Consider the following 24,023-nt stretch of genomic DNA (forward strand, 5'->3'; position numbering starts at 1 on the left):
GTGCGGCTGGGTGCGCTAGCCGAGCGTCAGCACGCCGTCGACGCGCCGCGGGATGCCCAGCGGGTTGGCGTCGTGCAGTGCCGGGTGCAGCACAGTCTCCGGAGCGTCCTGGTAGGCCACCGGGCGCTGGAAGCGGCGAACCGCCGTAGCACCCACGGAGGTGAACAGGGATGTGGTGGCCGGGTACGGACCGCCGTGTTGCTGTGCCCAGTTCACGGCAACACCAGTGGGCCAGCCGTCGAACAGCACCCGGCCGGCCAGGCCGCTAAGTTGCTCCACCAAGGCGGACACGTCTTCACCCGGCTGGGCGTGCACCGTGCCCGTGAGGCTGCCTGGAACCTTCGCGAGGGCCGCGGACAGTTCGTCCTGGTTGGCATACTCGATGAGCAGCGTAGTTGGACCAAAGCACTCCTCAAGGAGTTCTTCGGGACGTTCCAGGACGTTCGCGGCACTCGTAGAAAACACCACGGGCGCGGCGCCGTCCGCCAGGCTGTCCTGCTCCACCGTGCCACTCACGACGGCGACACCCGGCTGGTCTGCGACGTTACGGAGCCCATCCGGATAGGCTTCCGCGATGCGCTCGGTGAGCATGGCCGCCGTTGGCTTGTCCTTGCTGGCCTCGGCGAGGTGCGATGCGAAGTCCGTGCCTGCCGGGATGAACACCAGCCCGGGTTTGGTGCAGAACTGTCCGGCGCCCATGGTGAACGAGCCGGCCAATCCCGCGGCGAGCTGCTGGCCGCGTTCCTCGAGGGCGTCCGCCGTGATGACCACGGGGTTCAAGCTGCCCAGCTCACCGTAGAACGGGATGGGTTCCGGGCGGGACGACGCGAGGTCGAACAATGCGCGTCCGCCCGGGATGGAGCCGGTGAAGCCCACGGCCTTGATGGCGGGATCCTGAACGAGTGCCGTGCCGGCCTCGCGGCCGCTGACCAACGCAAATGTGCCTTCCGGGGCTCCGGCTTTGGCCAGGGCTTCGCTGACAATCTCAGCGGTCCGCTGGGACAGGCGGAGGTGTCCCGAGTGTGCTTTGACTACCACCGGGCAGCCAACGGCCAGCGCGGACGCGGTATCGCCTCCTGCCACGGAGAACGCGAACGGGAAGTTCGACGCCGAGAATACGGCTACGGGGCCGATCGGTCGCAGGATGCGGCGCAGGTCTGGCTTGGGCGGAGTGGAGGAAGGGTCGGCGTGATCAATGACGGCCTCAAGGTACGAGCCCTCCGTGATGACGTTTGCGAACAGCCGCAGCTGTCCACTGGTCCGCGCTACCTCGCCTGTGAGCCGGACGGTGCCAAGGCTTGTCTCGGAATCGGCAATGGCCACCAGTTCAGCCACGTTGGCGTCCAGGGCGTCGGCGACGGCGGTCAGCCAGGCTGCGCGCTCGGCGTCGGACGCTGCTGCGGTCACCTTTGCAGCTTCAGTCGCGGCGGCCGTGATGGCTGTCAGGTCAAGAGTTGCTGTACTCAATGAGGTTTCCTTTGTTCTCAGAAGCGGAGTTTTCAGAAGCGGTACTCCCTGGGGCGGACTGCTTGCCGGTAAAGTCGAAGCCGAGCCCTTGACGGCCTGTGCTGCTGAGCAGGCTTCTGCCGGTATTGTTGCTGATCCGAACCGGCGAGGGGCCGGCCAGGATTCCGAGCTGCTCGAACGAGGCATCCTCCACGTCTTCCACGCTCACGGCTTCCGCCAGGGTCAGCGCCAGCTGCCCCGAGAGTTCCGGAAGCAGGTGCGGCGCCACCCTGATGCTGTTGGCGCGAGCCAACTCAACGATCCTTCGGAACGGCGTAATGCCGCCCACCCGGACGATGTTGGGCTGGATGATGTCCACGGCTTCGGCTTCGATGAAGTCGCGGAAGCGGTAGATGGTGTGGACGTTCTCACCCAAAGCAATGGGCACGGGCGAGTGCTTGCGCAGGCGCCGGTAGGCCCAGAGGTCGTCGGCGCGGATCGGTTCTTCCAACCACTCCAGTCCGTACTCCCCCAAAACATCCAAGGCACGGAACGTGTGCGCGAGGTCCCAGCGTTGATTGGCGTCGATCATGAGCAGCCGATCCGGGCCGATGACCTGCCGGACAGCGGCAACTCGTTCGGCGTCTTCCCGAAGCTCGGGCTTGCCCACTTTGATCTTCACCGCGTTGTGTCCTGCAGCAACCCATCGCTGAGCCTGCTCCACCAGCTGTTCCACGGTGTAGTGCAGGTTCACGCCGGAGCCATACACCTCCACTGATTCTTGGCGCTGACCCAAGAGTCCTGTGACGGATGTACCAGCTTGCCGGGCCTTCAGGTCCCAGAGGGCAAGGTCAACACCGGACACCGCGATGGTGGTCAGGCCGCCACCGCCGGCCTCGTGAAGCCTCTTCCAGAGCTGGTCCCACACGATCTCCGCGTTCGCTTCCAATCCGAGGATGAACGGTGCGATGTCGTGATCCAGGAGGGCCTTCACCGCGTGGGGACCAATGGTGGGCGTCCACGAGAAGCCGTGGCCCGTGCCGCCGTCGTCCGTGGTCAGTTCGGTGACAATCACATGGTTCTCGGGCGCCTCCGCACCCCAGCTGCGCAGCAGCGGGACCGTGATCAGCCGGGTGGTGAGGCCCGTAATGCGGGCCGACATCAGCTGCCGGCCAGCTCGTGGCCCTTGGCCAAGATGGACTTGAGCTCCAGCAGCTGCTCCTCGGTGGGGTCCACCAGAGGCGGCCGGACCGAACCTACAGGGAGCCCGGCCAACCGCAGCCCGGCCTTGATGAGGGAAACACCAAAGCCCGGTGTCTGGTCACGAAGACGGACCAACGGAGCATAAAAACCTTCAAGCAAGGCGTGGCGGCGTTCCTCGTCACCGGAAACGTAGGCGTCGTAGTAGGCCTTGGCGATCTCCGGAGCCATGGCGAACGCTGCCGAGGAATACAGCGGGATGCCGAGGCCACGGTAGGCACCCTGGGTCAGTTCGGCCGTCAGCAGGCCATTGAAGAGTGCAAAGTCCGTGCGGCCGCTGGCGTTGATGGCGGACACGATTTCCTGCGCCAAACCAACGTCGCCGATTCCATCCTTGAAACCAACCACCTTCGGGTTGGCCGTGAGGCGTGTGATGGCATCCGCAGTGAACTTCGCAGTACCGCGGTGGTAAACGATCACGGGCAGGCTGCTCGCGGCAGCAATGGCCTCGACGTAGGCCACCACACCGTCAGCGGGGCCGGTGACCAGGTACGGCGGGAGCACCAGGAGGGCGTCCGCACCGGCTTCCTCGGCAACCTTGGCCGCCGCGATGGCGTGACCCAAAGGACCCCCGGCACCCGAAACTACGGGGACGGCTCCCGCGACGGCCTCGACGGCGGCAGTCACCACGGTGCGGATCTCATCGATGGACAGGGCGTGGAACTCGCCGGTGCCGCACGCGGGGAACACGCCGCCCGGACCGAACGGAAGCCGGGAAGTGATGTGCTCCTTTAGCAGCGCCACATCTACGGTGCCGTCTTCGGCGAAGGGAGTGACGGGGAAGAACAGTACGCCGTCGAAGTTCATGGTGTCTCCTTGGTTGCTCCCGCCGGGACCAGCCCGGCGTGGTTCTCGTCGTTGAGTGCTGCTTGGGTTTCTTCTTCAGATGCTGTGTCTTCGCCCTCGAATGGCGGCGTAAGTTCGGTGCGCCACGTGCGCTGTGGCTCCCAGCCCAGAAGTTCCCGGGCCTTATCGATGGAGAACGCCGGGCTGGTGCCGGTCAAGTGCTCGGTCAGGGGGCCGCCGCCAGGCAGGAACCGCGGGAACAGTTCCGCCAAAGGCGCCGCGGCCAGAGCATCCTTCGCGCCCACGAAGAACACCTCGCCGTTGGGGATGGAGTCCATCTTTTCCAGCAGCACGTCCAGGAAGTCAGCTACGTCCCGCGCGTCCACGTAGTTGAACAACGCCGGAGCGGAAAGCGCCGGATCCTGCAACCGCTCACGCACCGTGTGCCCTTGCTGCGTCAGCGCCCCTTCCCACTCCTCCGGGGAGATCACGTAGCACGGACGGAACGCCGCGTACCGAATTTTGTTGCCCTGAGCGGCAGCGAACATCTGCACGGTCTGCTCCGCGATCAGCTTGGACAGCGCGTAGGCGTTCCACGGCTTGGGGGGCGTCTGCTCGTTCAAAGGGAACGACGGCGGCAGCCACCCCGCCGGTGAGCCATAGCCCAGGGCGGTGGGGCTGCTTGCCGTCACGATCTTGGGGACACCGGCGTCGGTGGCCGCGCTGACCACGGCATAGGCGAGCCGAGTGTTCGTGCTGAAAATGACATCCTCCGGCGCGCTGAAAGGCACGGCAATAGCAGCGAGGTGGATGACGGCGTCGGGCGTTGTTTCGCGGATGAGCCGCTCCGCCTCCCCCGGCGCCAAAAGATCTGCGGTGAACTGCTCGGCCCCGGCCGGCAACTGCTCCGCCGGAATGGCGTCGCGGTCAACCGAGATCACCTTATGGCCTGCCTCCGCGAGTCCGGCCACAACGCTGCGGCCGAGCCTGCCGGAACCACCGGTGACGAAAATCCTGCTCATGGTCTTTTCCTTGCTTGAGGTAGTGAACGGTCAGGCCTGGCCGCGGCTGAGATCAGCGCCGAGGCCAAGTTCACTGATGAGGACGGGAAGATCGGTGTCCAAGGACTGGTTTCCGGCGATACCCACCGACACAGAGCGGAGGCCGTCGATGTAGCCGGAGGGGCGGCCCAGCGGGTCAACGCCCGGGCCGTTGAACAGATCCGAAAGGAGCAGGTTGTCGCCGCCACCGTGGCCACCTTCGCCGTTGACGATCGGAACTTCGTACGCAGCCTCCCAGTGACGCTGAACCACCAAGCGCTCGCCGTTCCGGCGCACGGCGTCCTCTTCCTCGATGGGCGTCGCGCTGGGGTCCACCACGGTTTTCTTGTCGGTGCTGGACTCGACGGCGGCGCGCTCCACCACTTCGAGTTCCGCACGGCCTTCGGTGCCGTTCACGGTGACGCGATAGCCTTCCCACGGGCTGTGGGCGTTCAGCGAGTAGCTCAGCGTGGGTCCGCCCTGGTAGTCCACCACGAGGGCAAGGTTGTCCTCGATGGTGATGCCCTCCGTGAAGACATCCTGGTCGCGGATGTAGCCGTCGAACTTCTCATTGTCGTAGTACAAGGCCTTGAGGCGCTCGTCTTCGCGCATGTCCAAGCGGAACGGATCGTGCTCAAGGCCGTCAACGGTGCCACGCTCAGGACGGGCACCCAGTCCCCTTTCGGCCGCATTCTTGTCGCCGTAGAACCGCAGGCCACCAGAAGCAAAAACGCGCTCCGGGACGTCGTTGATCCACCAGTTGACAAGGTCGAAGTGGTGGGAAGCCTTGTGGATGAGCAGGCCACCGGAGTTCTTCTTTTCACGGTGCCAGCGGCGGAAGTAGTCAGCGCCGTGCACCGTATCCAGCACCCAGCTGAAGTCGATGGACGTGACCTTGCCGATCACGCCGTTCTGGATGACTTCCTTCAGCGCGGTGTTGCGCGGAGAGTAGCGGTAGTTGAACGTCACCACCACGTTCCTGCCGGTCTTTGCGACGGCGTCGGTGATGCGGCGGCAGCCGTCGACGTCGATAGTCAGGGGCTTTTCAACCACGACGTCGGCACCCGCCTCGAGCGCTTCAACGATGTAGTCCGCGTGGGTGTAGTCGGGCGTCGTGACAATGACGCGTTCGATGTCATTGGCCTGGATGAAGCTGGTGAGCTGGCCAGGTTCGAAAGAAGTCACAGGCTCTGTTCCGCCGAGTTCCTTGATCAAGTCCTGGTAGAAGTCCACGCGGCCCTGGTTGACGTCGGAGAGCGCAATAAGTTCTGCGACGTCCGAATGCTGTCCATAGATGGCCCGGATGTACATCTCCGAGCGGCCGCCGGTTCCGATGAGGGCTATGCGGGTCCGGTTGGGGGCCTGGGGCTGGGCGGTGGTTGCGGCAGATTCGGTCTGGGTCTCGGTTGAGTCGACGTTGACCATGTTGGATGCCCCTTTCAGATAGGCAGGAGTGAACCGCTTGACGGCCCGGCTTCGTATGGGAAGAATCATGAGAAAGCGTTTTCTCAGAGCGTTATAAGCTTTGTATCAAGACTCTGGTGGTCACGTCAACCACTGCTCCAACGACGGAGCATGCGGGAGGCAGGCAATGGGAAGGGGCCACATGGCACGCAGGAACACCAACAGGCGGGTCGGCATTGCCGATGTCGCGGAGAAGGCGGGCGTCTCGCACGCCACAGTGTCGCGCGTCATGAACGGTAATGCCGCCGTGGATCCGGGCATTGCCGCCCGCGTTAGGGCCGCCGCCGTTGAACTGAAGTACCAGCCCAACCCGGTGGGACGCAGCCTCGCGCTCGGCAAGACAGACACCATCGGCATCGTGGTTCCGGACCTGGCCAACCCTACGTTCCAGGCGATCCTCCGCGGCCTCAGCATCGCCGCTGCCCAGGACGGGTACCGCGTCCTCATTGCCGATTCCTCGGAAGTCACCAGCGAGGAAGCCATCCTTGCGGGCGAGGCCCGACGCCGCTGTGACGGCGTGGTCCTCTGCGCCCCCCGCATGAGCGATGCCGAACTGGAGGAGTTGGCGCCCACCCTGCACCCGCTGGTGCTGATCAACCGCACCACCATTGCCACCAACACTCCGAGCCTCAGCGTGGACTACGGGCAGGGCATCCAGGAACTGGCACAGCACCTGGTCACCCTGGGTCACCGCCGCTTGGCATTCCTCTCCGGCCCCGAGCACAGTGCATCCAACCGCCAACGCCTGGTGGGGCTGGACCAATTCCGCAAGGAACACCCGGAAATCGAGCTTCAGATGCTCCACGGCGGCTCCAACTTCGACTCGGGCCACGAATCCACCCAAGACATCATCGCCAGCGGCGCAACCGGGATCCTGGCATTCAACGACCTCGTAGCCATGGGCCTGCTCAGCGGCCTGCATGAGCGCGGAGTGCGCGTCCCGGAGGACATCTCAGTGACCGGATTCGATGACATCCCGTTCGCCAAGTACACCACTCCCCCGCTGACCACGGCGGCCGTGCCCATCAACGAGCTTGGAAGCCTGGCCTGGCGGAGGATGCGGGAACAGATTCAGCAGGCAGGCGAGGCCACCACGCAGGCACAGGACGAATTTTCACCCAGGGTGGAGATCCGCAAGAGCACTGCGGCCCCCGCCCTCGAGCCCGCGAGCTGACAGTTGATGACAATGTTCGGCGCGGACATTGTCATCAACTGTCACTTCGGCGGAGGGTTTGAGCCGACGCCGGCCTCTTTGTAGAAGCCTTGGATGTGTGCGGCAACAAGCTCAGCTGCCTCGGCGCCGTCGTTGTTGTTGACCGCGGCGAGTATGGCGCGGTGTTCAGCACGAAGCCTGGTGGATGTGGCGCTCCAGTCCGGAAGATTTCCCGTCAGCTCACCTGCATAGTTTTCGATCGCACCCCGCAGCGAGGCCATCATGGCACTGACCACCGAGTTGCCGGCCGCTTGGGCCAGTGCAACGTGGAAGCGTGCGTCCAAGGCCAGGAAAGTGTCGATGTCCGGGGCGGCATCCATCTGATCCAGCAGCTCCGCGGCTTCCTCCAGCGCCGGAACGCCCACGTGAGCCCGTTCTGCCGCCCACGATTCCAGCAGCACGCGGGTCTCCACGATGTCGGCCACAGGCAGGTGGCGCGTGGCCACATGCAGCCGAAGGGTGGAGCCCAGGGCAGAGCCGGGCTCGGCAATCACCACAGTTCCAGCATCCTTGCCCGAGCCAACGCCTGCACGGACCACGCCCATGGCCTCAAGGATCCTCACAGCCTCGCGCACCGAGGTCCGGGAAACCTGAAGTTGCTCGGCCATGACCCTCTCCCCCGGCAGCCGTCCGCCCAAGGTGAGGTCTCCGTCAGACAGCTGCTTCTCGATCCATTGCAGGACCAGCTCGTGGGTACGCATAACGGAATACTAGTTGATGTGGTCCAACCACATGGCTTACAGTGTGGTTAGACCACACTGGCAGGACCACAGAATTCAAGGGAGAACCGCATGACCGACACCCTCGACCCCAAGATCACCGCCGCGCCCGCCAATGCCGGCAGCGATCAAAACGTGGCACGGGCGCCCCAGCCGCAGCCCGCCGTCGTACTGCCACCGGCCCTGAAGCGCCGCGTGCCCAAGGTCTCGGACCTGGCGCCGCTGATGCAGTTCAAGAAGCCCGAGTTCAGCAAAACCGCCCGCCTGAAGCGTGCCAGCACCATCTGGGAACTGCGGGACATCGCCAAGCGCCGCACTCCGCAAGCACCGTTCGACTACACCGACGGTGCTGCCGAAGAAGAGATCACGCTGCGCCGGGCACGGCAGGCTTTCCAGGACATCGAGTTCCGCCCGGGCATTCTGCGCGATGTCTCCACAATCGATCTCCGCACCGACATCCTGGGCCAGGAGTCACGGCTCCCGTTCGGCATCGCACCCACGGGTTTCACGCGCATGATGCAGTCCGAGGGCGAGTACGCGGGTTCGCAGGCCGCTGAAGCTGCGGGCATTCCCTACACCCTGTCCACCATGGGCACCGCGTCCATCGAGGACGTTGCCACCGCCGCCCCGAACGGCCGCAACTGGTTCCAGCTGTACCTGTGGACGGACCGCGACCGCTCGCTCGAACTGATCGAGCGTGCCGCCAAAGCCGGCAACGACACCCTCATGGTCACCGTGGACACGGCAGTTGCCGGCGCCCGCCTCCGCGATGTCCGCAACGGCATGACCATCCCGCCGGCACTGACCATCAAGACCGTGCTGGACGCCTCTTACCGCCCGGCATGGTGGTTCAACTTCCTCACGCACGAGCCCCTGACGTTCGCCTCCCTCTCGCGTTACACCGGCACCGTGGCGGACCTGATCAACTCCATGTTCGACCCCACCCTCACCTACGAGGACCTCGACTGGCTCCGTGAAACCTGGAAGGGCAAGCTGGTGGTCAAGGGCATCCAGACTGTGGAAGACGCCCGCAAGGTAGTGGATCACGGCGCCGACGGCATCATCCTGTCCAACCACGGCGGACGCCAACTGGACCGCGCCCCGATCCCGTTCCACCTGCTCCCGGAAGTTACTGCAGCGCTGAAGGCGGACAACAGCAAGGCCGCAGTCATGCTGGACACGGGCATCATGAGCGGCGCAGATATCGTAGCTGCCCTGGCTTTGGGCGCCGACTTCGCACTGATCGGCCGCGCCTACCTCTACGGCCTCATGGCTGGAGGACGCGAAGGCGTAGACCGCACCATCCAAATCCTGGAGAAGGACATGACCCGTACCATGGCGCTCCTGGGTGTCAGCAAGATCTCCGACCTGAACCCGGACCACGTTCGGCTACTCCAGCGCTAACAGCACCCATGTAGGTAGCAGTAGAGGCCGTTTTGAACGCTCAAAACGGCCTCTACTGCTACTCAGTTGGGTAAAAGTGCTAGATCAGACCCTGGGCGAGCATCGCGTCGGCTACCTTGACGAAGCCGCCAATGTTGGCGCCCACCACGTAGTTTCCGGGTGCACCGTATTCATCGGCAGTGGCGGCGCAGCGATCGTGAATGCCCACCATGATCTCCGTAAGGCGCTGTTCCGTGTGCTCAAAAGACCAGGAGTCGCGGCTGGCGTTCTGCTGCATTTCCAGCGCGGAGGTTGCAACGCCACCGGCGTTGGCGGCCTTGCCCGGTCCGAACAGGATCCCGGCGTCCTGGAACACTGACACAGCTGAACGGGTGGAGGGCATGTTGGCGCCCTCAGCGACGGCGATCAGGCCGTTACTGATTAGCTTGGCGGCAGCATCGCCGTCGAGTTCGTTCTGCGTTGCGCACGGCAGCGCCACGGTGCCGTTGACGTCCCACACCGAACCACCGGCAACATGGCTGGCGCCCGGCCGGCGTGCGGCGTACTCGGTAAGACGCCCGCGCTCCACTTCCTTGATCTGGCTCAGAAGCGCGACGTCAATCCCGGCTTCGTCCACGATGTAACCGGCGGAGTCGGAACAAGCCACCACGGTGGCACCGAGGGACTGCGCCTTGGCAATGGCGTGGATGGCCACATTGCCCGAACCTGAGACCACGACGCGCTGGCCATCGAAGGACTGGCCGCGGGTCTTGAGCATCTCCTGGGCGAAGATCACGGTGCCGTAGCCGGTGGCCTCGGGACGAACCAAGGAGCCGCCCCACGAGATGCCTTTGCCCGTGAGGACGCCGGATTCATAGCGGTTGGTGATGCGCTTGTACTGGCCGAAGAGGTAGCCGATTTCGCGGCCTCCCACGCCGATGTCGCCGGCCGGGACGTCAGTGTACTCGCCGATGTGGCGGTACAGCTCAGTCATGAAGGACTGGCAGAAGCGCATGATCTCGGCGTCGGAACGCCCGCGGGGATCGAAGTCCGAGCCACCCTTACCACCGCCGATGGGCATGCCGGTGAGCGCGTTCTTGAAGATCTGCTCGAAGCCAAGGAACTTTACGATCCCCAGGTACACCGAGGGGTGGAAGCGGAGTCCGCCCTTGTACGGGCCGAGTGCGGAGTTGAACTCCACTCGGAATCCACGGTTTACGTGGACGCGGCCGGCGTCGTCGGTCCAGGGGACACGGAAGATGATTTGGCGCTCGGGTTCGCACAGGCGTTCCAGCACGGCGCCTTCAAGAAATTCAGGATGACGGTCGTGAACAGGGCCAAGGCTTTCAAAGACCTCAGTGACGGCCTGGTGGAATTCCTTCTCCCCCGGGTTCCGCGCCAACACAGTGTCGCGGACAGCTTCGAGCCTTGAATCCATGCGTCTTCCTATCCTCAGTGGGCCGGCCAGCGGCGAGACGATCAGTCCCGCTCATGGTTGCACCGAGGGAGGTGGGATCTCCATCCGAAGGCAATGTGACCCGGATCGCGGAGTTAACACAACTGTAGGAAATCGTTGAAAACTCAAGGAAACGGCAGATTAACAAAAACTCACAATGTGAGAAGGATCACGTTAAGTCGAGTCCGACTATCGCTTACGGCCGAACTTGGGAAGGTTGGGCAGGTTCGGGAGATTGGCCAGAAGATCAGCGGCCTTAGTGGCGGCCCGGCCCACGGTTCGGCCTATCTGCTGCGGAACAGTGTCATCCGATGCCAGATCCAGCGAGACGGGGTTTCCGCTCGCATGAACCTTGACGGCCTGGCCCACAGCGTCCGCCCGGGTAGCTGGGACCTCCGGAGCGGTATCGACGGCTGGAGCGGCGGAGGCGGCAGCGGGCGCCGTATCAGAAGGGGCCTCAGCAGGTGCGACGACGGCGGGCGCCGGGGTGCCGACGTCGAACGTTTCCAGCCAGCTGGCGACGCCGGCGAGCGGCTTGGGATTCAGGGCGTAGAAACGCTTCTGGCCTTGGGCGCGCATGCTGACGAGATCAGCCTCACGGAGCACTTTCAAGTGCTTGGAGATGGTGGGCTGGCTCGCAGCCAGTTCTTCCACCAGTTCGCCTACAGCTTTATCCCCAGAGCGGAGGGAGACCAGGATGTCGCGCCTGGTTGCCTCAGCTATGACGGCAAATACGTCGTCAGTCACCATGCCTCCCACCCTAGCGACATATACGCCGATTGGCATCCCTGTTTCGTGGCGCTACGGGTCCGGGAATTCAGTCGAACACACCGAAACGTCAGTCGAACCAGGGATCCAGGCCATAGAGCGGGAAGATCTCTTTGCGTGTGGCAATAACGGTCCGGTCAACCTCGTCCGCGGGATTGTAGCCCACCTCCCAGGAGCGCCACCAGACGTCCACGTCGTCGCTCATCGACTCCGGGGCCCACACGCCGTACGTTTCCTTCACGTAGCTCCGCCATGCTTCCGGCACGGGTGTTTTCAGCGGCACCGGGCGTTGCGTCACCATCCCGATCAGGTGGCTCCAGGCACGCGGCACAACACCGGTGACGTCGTAGCCCCCTCCGCCGGTAGCAATCCAGCGGTTATCGCAGTAGCGGGCGGCGAGGCCGGCGACGGCGGAAGCCGCCTCACGCTGTCCATCAACGCTGAGGTTGAGGTGCGTCAGGGGATCGTCCCGGTGGGAGTCGCAGCCGTGCTGGCTGACGATGACTTCGGGCTGGAACGCACCCACAAGCTGAGGGACCACCGCGTGGAAAGCCCGCAACCAGGCCGCGTCGCCAGTGAAGGCAGGCAGTGCCACGTTGACCGCTGTTCCCGGGGCATCCGGCCCGCCGGTTTCATTGGCAAAGCCGGTCCCGGGGAAAAGGGTGAGACCCGTTTCGTGCAGGCTGATGGTCATGACGCGGGGGTCGTTCCAGAAAATACTCTGCGTGCCGTCGCCGTGGTGGGCATCAACGTCGATGCTCACCACCCGTTGCACGCCGCCGTCGAGCAGCTTTTGGATTGCCAGCGCGACGTCGTTGTAAACACAAAAGCCGCTGGCCCGCTCCCGTGCTGCATGGTGCATTCCGCCGCTGAAGTTCACGGCGCGGACAGATTGGCCGGAAAGGATGGTTTCAGCCGCCAGCAGCGAGCCCCCGGCGAGGCGGGCGCTGGCCTCGTGCATTCCGGCAAAGGCGGGATCATCCTCGGTTCCCAGTCCGCGCTCCTCCTCGGGGGCTGAAGGGTCCGCACTGACGCGGCGCACGGCCTCCACATAGTCGCGGCTGTGCACGGAAAAAAGTTCGACGTCGGTAGCCACCGCGGGTGCCTCGACGGCCACATGGTTGTGGTTAAACAGGCCGAGCGATTCAGCCAGCCGGGCTGTCAGTTCTAGCCGCTGCGGTGCCATGGGATGGCCCGGGCCAAAGTTGTAGGCAGTCATAGCTGGATCCCACACCACCGTCGTTGGCAGTGCGGACCGCGTAATGCTGGAAGCTGTTGTTCCAAGCCGTGAGTTCATCCAGAACAGGCTACCTGAGCCCCGAGGAGCCTACCGCCCGGTTACGCCGCAGGAATAGTGGTTTACTACTCAGGAAAGCTTGTTCAACCGAGGAAGAGCGCCATGTCTCAAAGCCAGTCGCGGTCCACGAGCCCGACCAACTGGCAACCCAACCAGCAGGAGCGGGAAGGTCTCTGGATCTTTACGCGCGTGCGCGACTTCGTTGACAACATTGCCAACACCTCACCTGCCCGTCTGGCGTTGACCGTCTTTGCCGTGGTGATCCTGATTTTCACCGGGTTGTTGTCCCTGCCCGCCGCTTCCACGGCCGGCACAGTCACGCCCCTGCACCAGTCCATGTTCACGGCCGTCTCCGCAGTCTGTGTCACAGGACTGACAGTAGTTTCAACAGCCACGCACTGGACCTTCTTTGGTCAGTTGGTCATCCTCGTGGGCATCTTCGTTGGCGGTCTCGGCACCCTGACCCTTGCTTCCCTGCTGGCCCTGATGGTCAGCAAACGGCTGGGTGTGCGCGGCAAGCTCATCGCGCAGGAAGCCATGAACAACGCGGGCAGGCTCGGCGAGGTTGGTACGCTCCTGCGGATCGTCATCGTCACGTCGGTGGTCATTGAGGCAGCCCTGGCCCTGGCACTGATTCCACGCTTCATATTGCTCGGCGAAGACTTCTGGCAATCCGTATGGCACGGCGTCTTCTATGCGATTTCCTCGTTCAACAACGCCGGATTCACTCCACACTCAGATGGCATCGTCCCCTACGAGACCGACCTCTGGATCCTGATCCCCCTGATGCTGGGGGTTTTTCTGGGCAGCCTCGGCTTCCCTGTGGTGATGGTGCTCCAGCAGAACGGGCTCAACTGGAAAAAGTGGAACCTCCACACCAAGCTCACCATCCAGGTCTCCTTCATCCTGCTCGCAGCAGGCACGGTCCTGTGGGCCTTGATGGAGTGGGACAACGTGCGGACCATCGGCCACATGGATATGGGCGACAAAGTGATCCATTCACTGTTCGCCTCAGTCATGACCCGCTCGGGCGGATTCAACCTGGTGGACCAAAACCACATGGAGTCCACCACCATGCTCCTCACCGACGCCCTCATGTTTGCCGGTGGCGGATCGGCGTCCACGGCGGGCGGCATCAAGGTGACCACCATCGCCGTCATGTTCCTGGCCATCATGGCTGAAGCCCGCGGCGACGCCGACGTGAAGGTCTACGGGCGCACCATTCCACAAGGCACCATGCGCGTTGCCATCTCGGTGATCGTCGCAGGAGCCACCCTTGTGTCCGTGGCGGCATTCCTGCTGCTCTCCATCAGCGGCGCTTCCTTGGACCGCGTGCTCTTCGAATCCATCTCCGCCTTTGCCACCGTGGGACTGAGCACAAACCTCAGTGCCGAGCTGCCGCCGTCGGGCGTTTATGTCCTCACCGCACTGATGTTCGCCGGCCGTGTCGGCACCGTAACCCTCGCGGCAGGGTTGGCCCTGCGCCAGCGCAGCCAGCTGTACCACTACCCGGAAGAGAGGCCAATCATTGGCTAGTACCACAGGGGCCGCCAACCGCCCCGCCCACAACTCACCAGTGCTGGTCATTGGCCTCGGCCGGTTCGGATCCGCCACCGCTGAGCAGCTGGTCAAGCAGGGCCGTGAAGTCCTGGCTATCGAACGTGACCGCACCTTGGTCCAAAAGTGGGCGCCCGTGCTCACCCACGTCGTGGAAGCCGATGCCACCAACATCGATGCCCTCCGCCAGCTCGGCGCCCAGGAATTCAGCTCCGCGGTGGTGGGTGTTGGTACGTCCATCGAGTCCTCCGTGCTCATCACTGTGAACCTGGTGGACCTGGGCATCCAGCACCTCTGGGTCAAAGCCATCACGCCCTCGCACGGCAAAATCCTCACAAGGATCGGCGCCAACCATGTGATCTACCCGGAGGCCGACGCCGGTGTCCGCGCAGCCCACTTGGTGTCCGGGCGAATGCTGGACTTTATCGAGTTCGACGACGACTACGCGATCGTTAAGATGTACCCGCCCAAGGAAACGGTGGGCTTCACCCTGGAGGAATCCAAGGTGCGCTCAAAATATGGCGTGACGATCGTCGGCGTAAAAACCCCGGGCGAGGACTTCACGTACGCCCGGCCGGAAACCAAAGTGTCCGGCCACGACATGTTGATCGTGTCCGGACACGTGGACCTGCTGGAGCGCTTCGCAGCGCGGCCGTAGTCTCTTGGAGCTCAGCCGAGCTGCTTGGTGATCTCTGCTGCCCGGGCTGCTGCCGCGCGGGCGCCGTCAGCAATGATCTTGGGGATGCCGCCGTCGTCGAAGGCCGCGATGGCCCGCTCGGTGGTGCCGTTCGGGCTGGTGACGGCGATGCGGAGGGCAGAAGGGTTGGCCCCCGGTTCCGCCAGCATGAAGCCCGCGCCGGCAACGGTTTCACGGGCAAGCATCACGGACAGCTCTTCGTCCAAGCCCAGCTCCACTCCGGCCGCAGCCATGGCCTCGGCCAGATAGAACGCGTAGGCCGGGCCGGAACCGCTGATCGCAGACAACGCGTCCACCTGCTCTTCAGGAATCTGGACCACGGTGCCGGCGCCAGCCAACGCCTTCTTCGCCTTTTCGAGCTGCTCGGGCGTGCAATGAGTACCCGGGGAGACAGATATGACGCCGCGGCCCAGCCTTGCAGGCGTGTTGGGCATGGTGCGGATCACCGGCTGTCCGTCGGGCAGCGCAGCTTCGAGTTGGGCGATGGACACTGCCGCTGCGACGCTGACAACAATTGTGTCTTTCCCCAGCGCGGGGCTGATCTCCCGCGCCAGGTCCAGGATGCCCACCGGCTTGACGCCCAGGATGACCATGCTGGAGCCCTTGCTGGCAAGCTTGTTGTTGTCCGGCTCCTCCTCGCCTGCGATGGCCATAACCCCGTGGCGCTGCGCGAGTTCATCGGCGCGTTCTGCACGGCGGACAGTGGCGACGATGTCTGACGGGTCCGTCCCTGCGGCAAGCAGGCCCCCCAGGATTGCCTCGTTCATGGATCCACAGCCAAGGAATGCGATTCGGTTGCTCATTGGTCCATCATTGCAGTTGGCCTTGGACGGGGTCTAACGAATTCCAGATTCCCAGCTTGCTCCCAAGGTTATTGCAGGCAGCACTCATTCTTGGTCCGTAACTTAGTAGTTACCTCATTGAGGGTGCGAGTGATGAAGGCGGGCATGGGGATGTCCGCCAGCAGCACCGGTGGCCGGGCGGGTTTTCCCCCATTTCCCGATTCGGCCGCCGGTGCTTTCGCATTTAACGAGCGCGGACCGCACGAAACCCGCGCTTGTTCGCCTGACACACCGTTCAACGGCGGGACGGGCGAACAAGCGCGTGCGGTGCTCGACGGCGGTTAGTTGTCTACGCTTCGCAGCATCGGGACGCTGAGGTGCTGACGGGCAAAACGCAGGGTTTCGGCGAGCATTTCCTCGCGCTCCCCCGCTACCTTTGCCTTGCGGGTTGAAATCTCGGCCACGACTACGCCGTCAAACCCCGTTACTGCCAAGTGCTGCAGGGCATCAGCGCACTGTTGCGTTCCGGTGCCGGGCACCAAGTGTTCGTCCTTGCCGGATCCTGAGCCGTCGGTGAGATGGACGTGCCGGAGCTTGTTCCCGAGTGCTTTGATGGCTTCCAGGCTGTTGGCCCCGGCAGTGGCGGCGTGCGAGAAGTCCCACGTGACGTCGTCGTAATCCTGGCCCAAAGGGTCCCAGTGCGGCAGGTACGCCACGGCCTCCCGGCCACGGACCCGCCACGGGTACATGTTCTCCACGGCGATGCGCACCCGGTACCGCGCGGCGATTTCACGGACGCCCTCCACGAAGTTCTCCGCGTAGTTGGACTGCCAGCGGAACGGCGGGTGGACCACCACGGTGTCGCATCCGACGTCCGCGGCCATTTGGCAGGATTTCTCGATCTTGTTCCACGCCGTACCCCACACCTGTTGGGTCAACAACAGCGTAGGTGCGTGGATGGAGACGATCTCCTGGTGATACCGGTGGCTGAGCTGGACCAGGGCGTCGGGGTTCTGGCTCACCGCATTGTTGGTGACCATCACCTCAACACCCTCATAGCCCAGGTCCTGCGCCACTGCGAAGGCGTCGTGGACGCTCAGGGGGTACACGGATGCGCTGGACAGCGCCACGGGAATTTGGCGGTCATTCACTTCAGGTTCGACGTCGTTGCTCATCTCAGGAGGCCAGCCCGCCTGCCACGGGGGCTGGGATGGGTGTTGGGGACGGTGTGTTGACAGGGACCGGGAATTCTTTGAAGCCCGGGTGGGGCTCTTCTTCTTGCTCGGAAACCTTGCCGGCTTCCTTGGCTGCCTTTTTCTTGGACTTGTCCTTCTTGCGCTTCCCCACATGGGGCGCCGGATCCAGGGCTTCCTCAAAGACCAACTGGTCCAGGCGGCGCAGGATCAGTCCTTCGCGAAGGGCCCAGGGACAAATCTCCATCTTGGGGAACTCGAAGAGCTCAAGGGCCGCTTCGGCAACCAGGGCGCCTGCCAACAACTGGCGGGCGCGGGCATCGGAGACGCCGGGAAGGTACAACCTGTCTTCCACCGTCATGGCGGAAATCCGTTGTGCCCACAGCCCCAGGTCTGCTGCGTGGAGCTCGCGTTTCACGTAAGGTCCTGCAGCGCTGGGCGCTGCGCCGGCGATCCGTGCCAAGGAGCGGAACGTTTTGGACGTGCCGGCCACCAGATTGGCCCGGCCCAACTGGTGGAAGTCGCGGACCACCGGTTTCAGCGTTGACCGGATGTAGCGCCGCAGTTCCTTCACGCTCTTCGCGGTAGGCGGATCGTCGTGCAGCCAGTCCCGCGTCAAACGGCTGGCGCCCAGGGGAACGGATGTGGCGTACTCAGGGAGTTCATCGGTTCCGTATGCCATTTCAAAGGAGCCGCCCCCGATGTCCAGGTCAAGGATGGGACCTGCGCCCCATCCGTACCAGCGGCGTACGGCGAAGAACGTCATGGAGGCTTCTTCGCTGCCGGTGAGTTCCTGGAGGGTCACCGTGGTTTCGTGCTTGACGCGGGCCAGAACCTCGGGGCCGTTGGTTGCTTCGCGAATGGCCGAGGTACAGAAAGCCAGGAGGTCTTCCGCCTTGTGGCTGGCCGCGAACTCCCAGGCCTCCAGGACGAACTCGATGAGCTCGTGCTGCCCGGCGTCGTTGATGTTGCCATCGCCGTCGAGGTACTGCACCAGCGAAAGCGGGCGCTTGTGGGAAGCGAAAGCTACCGGACGCGCGCCGGGATGAGCGTCCACCAGTAAGAGGTGGACGGTGTTGGACCCGATGTCGAGAACGCCAAGACGCATTCTGCCATTATTCACCGATTCGAAGCCCGTGAAGCAACTTGGCGACGACGTTTCGCTGACGGAATGGTTACCGACAGCTTGGGCGGGCCCTATTCGGCGGACTCCCCGGCTTCGTCGGCGCGCTTGAAGTCGCGGCGAATATTCGCGATGCCCTCGGGGTCGATTTCGAAGCCGAATTCGCTTCCGGGGTTGATGACCATGCCCAGTTCATCGCCGATGTTGCCGAGGATCGCTGACCCCATGGTGCCAAGGACGTGCGGGGCTGCGTCGAGGAAACGCTCATCGACGCGGCTCGGGTGGCTGAATACGGCCAGAACGGGCTGGCCGTCGGCGTTGGAGAGCACCAGGGGCTCCACTGAGGAGTCCGGGCCATCCACAGCTTCCGAGCTGACGAGGTAGACCTCGTTGTTCAGGAAAGCGAGGATGACGTCCACCGGGTTCGCGTCCGGCTGTTCGGCCGAGGCGAGCTTCGCCTCGAGGTCGTTCAAGGGTTCGTTGTCCGGTGAAACCGTCTGTTCAGTCATGGTTCTACTCGACCACGATGCCGGCCGGGACGCAATTCGCGAGTGCTGTCCCGGCCGTCATGGTGACTACTTTTTGGCTGTTGCCTTCTTGGCCGGCGCCTTGCGGGTGGTGGTCCGCTTGACCGGTCCCTTGGCACGCTTTTCTGCCAAAAGTTCGACGGCGCGTTCCCGGGTCAGCTCTTCGAGTGACGTTGAGCGCGGGACGGTGATGTTGGTGACGCCGTCAGTGATGTATGGGCCGAAGCGGCCTTCCTTCACCACAATGTTCTTCTCGGAAACGGGGTCCGGTCCGAACTCGGCCAGCGGCGGCACGGAGGCACGGGCGCCGCGCTGCTTGGGCTGCGAGTAGATCTCCAACGCCTGTTCCAAGGTAATCGTGAAGATTTCCTCTTCCGAACCGATGGAGCGGGAGTCCGTGCCCTTCTTCAGGTACGGGCCGAAGCGGCCGTTCTGCACTGTGATGGGGTTGCCGTCCGCGTCCTCGCCGAGGACCCGGGGCAAGCTCATGAGCGCGAGGGCTTCATCCAGGGTGACCGTATCCACGGTCATGGACTTGAACAGCGAACCGGTGCGCGGCTTTGCCTTCACGGGCTTTTTGGGAGGTTTGGGCTTGCCGTTCTTGTAATATTCCACCGGCTGGTTGGCCAGTTGTTCCTCGGTCATCTCAGGGATGATCTCGGTGACGTAAGCCCCGTAGCGGCCGTTCTTGGCAACGATGGTGTGGCCGGTGTGGGGATCGGTTCCCAGGACCCGTTCCTCGGGGGCCGCGGTCTCCATGAGCTCTTTGGCTTTGTCCGCCGTGAGTTCGTCCGGGGCGAGTTCCTCGGGGACGTTGGCCCGTGCGGACTCAACCACTTCACCGGTCTTCGCATCCAAGGTGGGGATGGAGCTTTCCAAGTACGGGCCGAACTTGCCCACGCGCAACGTGATGCCCTCGGCGATGGGCACGGAGTTAATCTCGCGGGCATCGATTTCGCCGAGGTTGTTGACGATGCTCAGCAGTCCGGGGTCTGCGTCCTCACCGTAGTAGAAGTGCTTGAGCCAGGCGGCGCCCACGGCCTGGCCGTTGGCGATCTTGTCCAGGTCGCCTTCCATGTCAGCCGTGAACTCGTAGTCCACGTAGTCCGTAAAGTGCTGCTCCAGCAGGCGGATAACGGAGAACGCGATCCAGCTGGGAACCAAGGCGGAGCCCTGCTTGCGGACGTAGCCCCGGTCCTGGATGGTGGAGATGGTGGAGGCGTAGGTGGACGGGCGGCCGATGCCCCGCTTTTCCAACTCAGCGGTCAGCGATGCTTCCGTGTAACGCGGCGGCGGCGATGTTTCGTGGCCGACAGCCAGGATGTCCGAAGCCGTCAGGGAATCGCCCTTGGCAACGTTCGGGAGGCGACGCGCTTCATCGGATTCCTCGTCGCCGCGGCTCTCATCCTTGCCCTCTTCATAGGCTGCTAGGAAGCCGGGGAAAGTGATGACCGTACCGGAGGCGGAGAATTCGGCGTCGCGGCCGTCGGCGGCTACCGCGCCGAGGCGGATGGTGGCAGTAGAACCCTTGGCGTCAGCCATCTGGGAGGCCACTGTGCGCTTCCAGATGAGCTCGTACAGGCGGAACTCGTCGCCGCTCAGCTGCTTGGCAACCTGCGCGGGAGTGCGGAAGGAGTCTCCCGCGGGACGGATGGCCTCGTGCGCTTCCTGGGCGTTGGCAGCCTTGTTGGCGTAAACGCGGGGGCTCTGGGGCACGTACTCGGGACCGTAAAGCTCCGAAGCCTGGCGGCGGGCTGCCGTGAGTGCTTCATCGCTCAAGGCAGACGAGTCTGTACGCATATAGGTGATGTAGCCGTTTTCATACAGGCGCTGGGCAACCTGCATGGTGCTCTTTGACGAGAAGCGGAGCTTACGGCCGGCTTCCTGCTGCAGCGTGGACGTGGTGAACGGCGCGGCAGGGCGGCGGGTGTACGGCTTGGTATCTACGGAGCGGACGCGGAATTCGGCGTTTTCCAAGCCTGCAGCCAAGGATGTGGCCAGTTCCTCGTTGAGGTGCACCACGGCGGAGGACGTCAGCTGCCCGTTGTCGTTGAAGTCCCGGCCGCTGGCAACCTTGGAACCGTCCACGGCCGCAAGCTTGGCCTTGAAAGAACCCGAGTCTGAACCGAACTGGCCCGTGAGGTCCCAGTAGGACGCTGCCCGGAAAGCCATGCGTTCACGTTCGCGGTCAACCACCATGCGGGTCACCACAGACTGGACACGGCCGGCCGACAGTCCGCGGGCCACCTTGCGCCACAGGACAGGGGAAATCTCGTAGCCATAAAGGCGGTCAAGAATACGACGCGTCTCCTGGGCGTCCACCAAAGCGGTGTCAACATCGCGCAGGTTATCCATGGCCCTGTGGATGGCTTCCTTGGTGATTTCACCGAAGGTCATGCGGTAAACGGGAACCTTGGGCTTCAGGACCTCCAAGAGGTGCCACGCGATGGCTTCACCTTCGCGGTCCCCATCAGTTGCGAGATAAAGTGCGTCAGCGTCTTTCAGCTGGGCCTTGAGCTCGGCGACTTTTTTCTTTTTGTCCGGGGAGACAACGTAGTACGGCTTGAAGTCGTTTTCGATGTCGACGGCGAACTTGCCCAGCGAGGTCTTCTTCAGTTCGGCAGGGAGGTCCGATGGCTGCGGGAGGTCCCGGATGTGGCCGATCGAAGCCTCGACGATGAAGCCCTCGCCAAGATACTTGGCGATGGTCTTGCTCTTGGCGGGAGACTCCACGATCACGAGTTTCTTGCCGGTTTTTGCCTTGCTGGGCACGGTGCTCCTACAGAAAAAATGTGTAATTGGGCTGGTGCCCATATTGGCCTAGTTCACCATAGTTTGCAGAATCCTGCGTTTTGGCGCGGAACCAGGACGGACAATCGAAGACCCGGGCGGGCTGTTACTGACCGAGCGCTACGCGGTCGTCCGGGATCATTGACCACAAGGTTGCCACACGTTCAGCACCTTCCGGTATCCGGGTGGGATCCTCGAGTTCGTACTCCCGCAGAACTGCGCGGATTCTGTCCAAGAGTTCCCTGCGCTGGGGGTTGGTCAGATACAGCAGGTTGCTGGAGAGGACCACCGCTGCCGGCTCTTCTCCCGTCTCTCCCCGTTGCCGGCGCTCACCGCGGGCTTTGGCGAAGGCCGAGGCCCGGCGCCGGAAGGCATCGAGTTCAAGGTCCACCACGGCGATCTCGGGGCTGGCGACGCTGCCTCCCGAGATAGTGAAGTCCGTTCCAGCCGCCTTCCAGCGGCGCTCCCGGGCATCGCCGGCGTTTTCCGCAGGCGCCACGATCCCCCACTTCTGCAGGGCCCGGAGGTGGTAGCTCATTGCGCTGGGCGTCAGACCCGTTCTGGCAGCGAGTTCGGTGGCTGTGTGGCTGACCTGTGTGGCGTAGAGCTCAGAGATCACCTCAATCCGGGCGGCGTGCGCCAAGGCACGGATAGCCTTGGGATCCGTGATCTCAATCGTCTTCTCGGCACGCTTCCGCCGAGGAACGTCGCCTGACGCTTGGGATGCTTCGTTGTTCGCAGTCACTTCATCAGTGTAGTCAGGGTCACTTCCCGGAGGTCCGGTAGTTGATGAGTGTGGTGCGGCACCCCGGATCATGCGCTGACCTGCGCCGGGTCCGGAAGGAGGAACCCCTCCAGGACCAGGTTGGTAACGTCGCGGACAAGCCCTTCGCGGAAAGCTTGTTCATCGAAGTCATCTCCCCCACCAAGGAGCGATACCAAGGCCGAGACGATTTGCCGGACCGACAGTTGGCCGTCGCAGGCGGAGACGAACCCGGCGAGTTCAGTGCTCAGCAGATTGGTCCGGCGAAGGCCGGCGCCCTGCCGCAGGAGGATGACGCCGGGATGAACAGCCCCGGGACGTTGATGCCGTTCTTCTGTAACGTCCTCGGCTACCACCAAGTGTGCCTCCGGGACCGAATGTGCCGCCACCCAGTCGGCCCGTTCCACGGCTGCACCCACATGCGGCCCGATTGGCTGCTCGATCGGATAGGTGATTTCCTCGAAGCGGCTGACGATGGCCCCGAACGGTGACTCCGGACGGCGCAGCCAGATCATGCCGAAGCCAATGCCTTGGACATTCCTCGAAGCAAAGTCATCCAGATAGGCGGCGTAAGCCTCCTTGTATTGCTGGCCTTCGCGATTCTGCGAGGCGTCCTGAAGCCATGTCTCCGCGTACTGCTCAGGACCCACCTGCTCCCGCTGGATGAACCAGACGTCCAAACCTGAGTCGCGGAGCCATGCCTGGGGCCGGTCCTTCCAATCGGTACCAGAGGTAACCTCCCAGTTACCCAGCATTTGAGCCGTACCGCCGGCCTCGAGGACCTCAGCGAGCGACTGCACGAGGGAGGCGACGATGTCGTCGCCGGGGAGCCCTCCGTCGCGATATGTGAACTGCTCCGACGACGATTCGCCACCCGTTCGCGGAGTGATCACGAACGGAGGGTTTGATACCACCAGACCGAACTGTTCCCCTGCCACCGGCTCAAGGAGCGATCCCAGCCGCAGGCTCACCCGGCCCTCCAGGTGGTTGGGGTCCAGCTCCAGTTCAGCGGCGTTCAGCAGGAGGTTGAAGCGGGTGAACGCGAGTGCCCTCTCGGAGATATCCGTGGCGGTGACGTGCTCGCAGTGGTGCAGCAGGTGGAACGTTTGGATTCCGCATCCGGTCCCCACATCCAACGCACGTTTGGTGTGCTTCCCGAACGTGGATTGGACCAGCGTTGTAGAGGCACGTCCAATCCCCAGGACATGGTCATGCCTCAGCACCCCCGGCTGCTGGTGGGCTGCGAGGTCGCTGGCGACCCAGAGTTCCGCGCCGCCGCTGCCATCGGTGTTGGCGTCCCAGCCGTAAGGGCGCAGGTCCACCTTGGCCTTGACCACCCCTGAATCCACTGTGACCAGCCCCAGCTCCGCAAGTCCTTGCGAACGAATGCCGGGGAGCGCGGAATCGATGTCTGCCACGGACTGCGGAACAGCCAACAACCAGAGGCGAACGACAACTGCCGGCGATCGGAGGGCGGGGTCCTGGGAGTCCATGAGCCGCTCGCTGGCCAGCAGAGCAGGGATGAGCTGGTCCCTTCCCAGCGCTTCAGAGGCGGAGGTCCCCAGGAGTTCAGCCACACCATCCACCGTGTAGGAGAGCGCACGAAGGTCCGCGGCGAGCGCCGAAAGCAGTTCGGGTCGGTCGCTGCGGGGAGCATCGTCAGTGTTGCCGGAGGTAAAGGAGGAAGCTGTGTCAGTCACCTTGCAAGTGTAGGGGCGGCGCACTGCGCTTTTGGATCCTGGAATCGCGCTATGTGGAT

At 63.6% G+C, this 24,023-nt stretch carries 20 protein-coding genes; 4 read left to right on the forward strand and 16 right to left on the reverse strand.

The window, feature by feature from the left end; all coding sequences use genetic code 11:
- Positions 1-15 precede the first annotated feature (15 nt).
- The 5 genes from ARUE_RS17260 to ARUE_RS17280 are packed head-to-tail and all read right to left on the reverse strand — an operon-like array spanning position 16 to position 5,957.
- Entirely contained in the window at positions 16-1,467 is a 1,452-nt protein-coding gene (locus ARUE_RS17260; RefSeq protein WP_014922658.1) for an aldehyde dehydrogenase (NADP(+)), read from the reverse strand.
- Positions 1,448-2,608 (reverse strand): mandelate racemase/muconate lactonizing enzyme family protein, encoded by a 1,161-nt coding sequence (locus ARUE_RS17265; protein ID WP_014922659.1) that lies wholly within the window; start codon positions 2,606-2,608, stop codon positions 1,448-1,450. Before ARUE_RS17265 ends, ARUE_RS17260 begins: the two co-directional genes overlap by 20 nt.
- The gene (locus ARUE_RS17270) at positions 2,608-3,513 is read right to left on the reverse strand and encodes a 5-dehydro-4-deoxyglucarate dehydratase (RefSeq protein WP_014922660.1); all 906 of its coding nucleotides are present in this window, start codon (positions 3,511-3,513) and stop codon (positions 2,608-2,610) included. Before ARUE_RS17270 ends, ARUE_RS17265 begins: the two co-directional genes overlap by 1 nt.
- Complete coding sequence (locus ARUE_RS17275) at positions 3,510-4,514, reverse strand: NAD-dependent epimerase/dehydratase family protein (protein ID WP_014922661.1); 1,005 nt, start codon at positions 4,512-4,514, stop codon at positions 3,510-3,512. Before ARUE_RS17275 ends, ARUE_RS17270 begins: the two co-directional genes overlap by 4 nt.
- A 30-nt stretch (positions 4,515-4,544) precedes the next feature.
- Positions 4,545-5,957, reverse strand: a complete 1,413-nt coding sequence (locus ARUE_RS17280; protein ID WP_043471468.1) for a Gfo/Idh/MocA family protein — start codon at positions 5,955-5,957, stop codon at positions 4,545-4,547.
- A 181-nt stretch (positions 5,958-6,138) separates the two neighbouring features.
- On the opposite strand from ARUE_RS17280, the gene ARUE_RS17285 reads away from it, so the two are divergent.
- Positions 6,139-7,170 carry a LacI family DNA-binding transcriptional regulator gene (locus ARUE_RS17285; RefSeq protein WP_014922663.1) on the forward strand — a complete coding sequence of 344 codons (1,032 nt, stop codon included), beginning with the start codon at positions 6,139-6,141 and terminating at the stop codon, positions 7,168-7,170.
- A 41-nt stretch (positions 7,171-7,211) separates the two neighbouring features.
- On the opposite strand, the gene ARUE_RS17290 is transcribed toward ARUE_RS17285, so the two are convergent.
- Positions 7,212-7,910, reverse strand: coding sequence for a FadR/GntR family transcriptional regulator (locus ARUE_RS17290; RefSeq protein WP_011775945.1), 699 nt, complete (start codon positions 7,908-7,910; stop codon positions 7,212-7,214).
- 90 nt (positions 7,911-8,000) lie between these two features.
- On the opposite strand from ARUE_RS17290, the gene ARUE_RS17295 reads away from it, so the two are divergent.
- Positions 8,001-9,332, forward strand: a complete 1,332-nt coding sequence (locus ARUE_RS17295; RefSeq protein WP_014922664.1) for an alpha-hydroxy acid oxidase — start codon at positions 8,001-8,003, stop codon at positions 9,330-9,332.
- A 79-nt stretch (positions 9,333-9,411) separates the two neighbouring features.
- Here ARUE_RS17295 and gdhA read toward each other — a convergent pair whose 3' ends face one another.
- The 3 genes from gdhA to ARUE_RS17310 form a co-directional block, all read right to left on the reverse strand.
- Entirely contained in the window at positions 9,412-10,749 is a 1,338-nt protein-coding gene (gene gdhA / locus ARUE_RS17300) for an NADP-specific glutamate dehydrogenase (RefSeq protein ID WP_011775947.1), read from the reverse strand.
- A 207-nt stretch (positions 10,750-10,956) separates the two neighbouring features.
- Positions 10,957-11,517, reverse strand: a complete 561-nt coding sequence (locus tag ARUE_RS17305) for an ArsR/SmtB family transcription factor (RefSeq protein WP_014922665.1) — start codon at positions 11,515-11,517, stop codon at positions 10,957-10,959.
- A gap of 88 nt (positions 11,518-11,605) precedes the next feature.
- Positions 11,606-12,832 (reverse strand): acetoin utilization protein AcuC, encoded by a 1,227-nt coding sequence (locus tag ARUE_RS17310; RefSeq protein ID WP_014922666.1) that lies wholly within the window; start codon positions 12,830-12,832, stop codon positions 11,606-11,608.
- Between the two features lie 102 nt (positions 12,833-12,934).
- Between ARUE_RS17310 and ARUE_RS17315 the strand changes: the two genes are divergently transcribed.
- A complete protein-coding gene (locus ARUE_RS17315) occupies positions 12,935-14,368 on the forward strand; it encodes a TrkH family potassium uptake protein (RefSeq protein ID WP_011775950.1) in 1,434 nt (477 codons plus the stop codon).
- Between the two features lie 40 nt (positions 14,369-14,408).
- The gene (locus tag ARUE_RS17320; RefSeq protein WP_011775951.1) at positions 14,409-15,047 is read left to right on the forward strand and encodes a potassium channel family protein; all 639 of its coding nucleotides are present in this window, start codon (positions 14,409-14,411) and stop codon (positions 15,045-15,047) included.
- A gap of 11 nt (positions 15,048-15,058) precedes the next feature.
- On the opposite strand, the gene proC is transcribed toward ARUE_RS17320, so the two are convergent.
- The 7 genes from proC to ARUE_RS17360 all read right to left on the reverse strand — a co-directional run bounded on the left by proC (position 15,059) and on the right by ARUE_RS17360 (position 23,964).
- Positions 15,059-15,889, reverse strand: a complete 831-nt coding sequence (proC, locus tag ARUE_RS17325) for a pyrroline-5-carboxylate reductase (protein ID WP_011775952.1) — start codon at positions 15,887-15,889, stop codon at positions 15,059-15,061.
- 320 nt (positions 15,890-16,209) lie between these two features.
- Positions 16,210-17,043: a sugar phosphate isomerase/epimerase family protein gene (locus tag ARUE_RS17335; protein ID WP_014922669.1), complete on the reverse strand. Its 834-nt coding sequence runs from the start codon at positions 17,041-17,043 to the stop codon at positions 16,210-16,212.
- A 1-nt stretch (position 17,044) separates the two neighbouring features.
- Positions 17,045-18,169 (reverse strand): Ppx/GppA phosphatase family protein, encoded by a 1,125-nt coding sequence (locus tag ARUE_RS17340; RefSeq protein ID WP_014922670.1) that lies wholly within the window; start codon positions 18,167-18,169, stop codon positions 17,045-17,047.
- Between the two features lie 89 nt (positions 18,170-18,258).
- Positions 18,259-18,693 (reverse strand): SseB family protein, encoded by a 435-nt coding sequence (locus tag ARUE_RS17345; protein WP_011775955.1) that lies wholly within the window; start codon positions 18,691-18,693, stop codon positions 18,259-18,261.
- Between the two features lie 66 nt (positions 18,694-18,759).
- A complete protein-coding gene (gene topA, locus ARUE_RS17350) occupies positions 18,760-21,483 on the reverse strand; it encodes a type I DNA topoisomerase (RefSeq protein WP_014922671.1) in 2,724 nt (907 codons plus the stop codon).
- A 124-nt stretch (positions 21,484-21,607) separates the two neighbouring features.
- A complete protein-coding gene (locus tag ARUE_RS17355) occupies positions 21,608-22,318 on the reverse strand; it encodes an ArsR/SmtB family transcription factor (protein WP_014922672.1) in 711 nt (236 codons plus the stop codon).
- Positions 22,315-23,964, reverse strand: a complete 1,650-nt coding sequence (locus tag ARUE_RS17360; RefSeq protein ID WP_043471471.1) for a DUF7059 domain-containing protein — start codon at positions 23,962-23,964, stop codon at positions 22,315-22,317. Before ARUE_RS17360 ends, ARUE_RS17355 begins: the two co-directional genes overlap by 4 nt.
- Positions 23,965-24,023: the final 59 nt, after the last annotated feature.

Origin of the sequence: Arthrobacter sp. Rue61a, from assembly GCF_000294695.2 — a bacterium.
GTDB classification, from domain to species: domain Bacteria; phylum Actinomycetota; class Actinomycetes; order Actinomycetales; family Micrococcaceae; genus Arthrobacter; species Arthrobacter aurescens_A.

Coding starts and splice junctions, on each gene's coding strand:
- ARUE_RS17275 (WP_014922661.1), bottom strand. CDS start 4,514: ATGAGCAGGATTTTCGTCACCGGTGGTTCCGGCAGGCTCGGCCGCAGC.
- gdhA (WP_011775947.1), bottom strand. CDS start 10,749: ATGGATTCAAGGCTCGAAGCTGTCCGCGACACTGTGTTGGCGCGGAAC.
- ARUE_RS17280 (WP_043471468.1), bottom strand. CDS start 5,957: ATGGTCAACGTCGACTCAACCGAGACCCAGACCGAATCTGCCGCAACC.
- ARUE_RS17295 (WP_014922664.1), top strand. CDS start 8,001: ATGACCGACACCCTCGACCCCAAGATCACCGCCGCGCCCGCCAATGCC.
- ARUE_RS17290 (WP_011775945.1), bottom strand. CDS start 7,910: ATGCGTACCCACGAGCTGGTCCTGCAATGGATCGAGAAGCAGCTGTCT.
- proC (WP_011775952.1), bottom strand. CDS start 15,889: ATGAGCAACCGAATCGCATTCCTTGGCTGTGGATCCATGAACGAGGCA.
- ARUE_RS17285 (WP_014922663.1), top strand. CDS start 6,139: ATGGCACGCAGGAACACCAACAGGCGGGTCGGCATTGCCGATGTCGCG.
- ARUE_RS17305 (WP_014922665.1), bottom strand. CDS start 11,517: ATGGTGACTGACGACGTATTTGCCGTCATAGCTGAGGCAACCAGGCGC.
- ARUE_RS17265 (WP_014922659.1), bottom strand. CDS start 2,608: ATGTCGGCCCGCATTACGGGCCTCACCACCCGGCTGATCACGGTCCCG.
- ARUE_RS17315 (WP_011775950.1), top strand. CDS start 12,935: ATGTCTCAAAGCCAGTCGCGGTCCACGAGCCCGACCAACTGGCAACCC.
- ARUE_RS17310 (WP_014922666.1), bottom strand. CDS start 12,832: ATGAACTCACGGCTTGGAACAACAGCTTCCAGCATTACGCGGTCCGCA.
- ARUE_RS17270 (WP_014922660.1), bottom strand. CDS start 3,513: ATGAACTTCGACGGCGTACTGTTCTTCCCCGTCACTCCCTTCGCCGAA.
- ARUE_RS17345 (WP_011775955.1), bottom strand. CDS start 18,693: ATGACTGAACAGACGGTTTCACCGGACAACGAACCCTTGAACGACCTC.
- ARUE_RS17340 (WP_014922670.1), bottom strand. CDS start 18,169: ATGCGTCTTGGCGTTCTCGACATCGGGTCCAACACCGTCCACCTCTTA.
- ARUE_RS17335 (WP_014922669.1), bottom strand. CDS start 17,043: ATGAGCAACGACGTCGAACCTGAAGTGAATGACCGCCAAATTCCCGTG.
- ARUE_RS17355 (WP_014922672.1), bottom strand. CDS start 22,318: ATGATCCGGGGTGCCGCACCACACTCATCAACTACCGGACCTCCGGGA.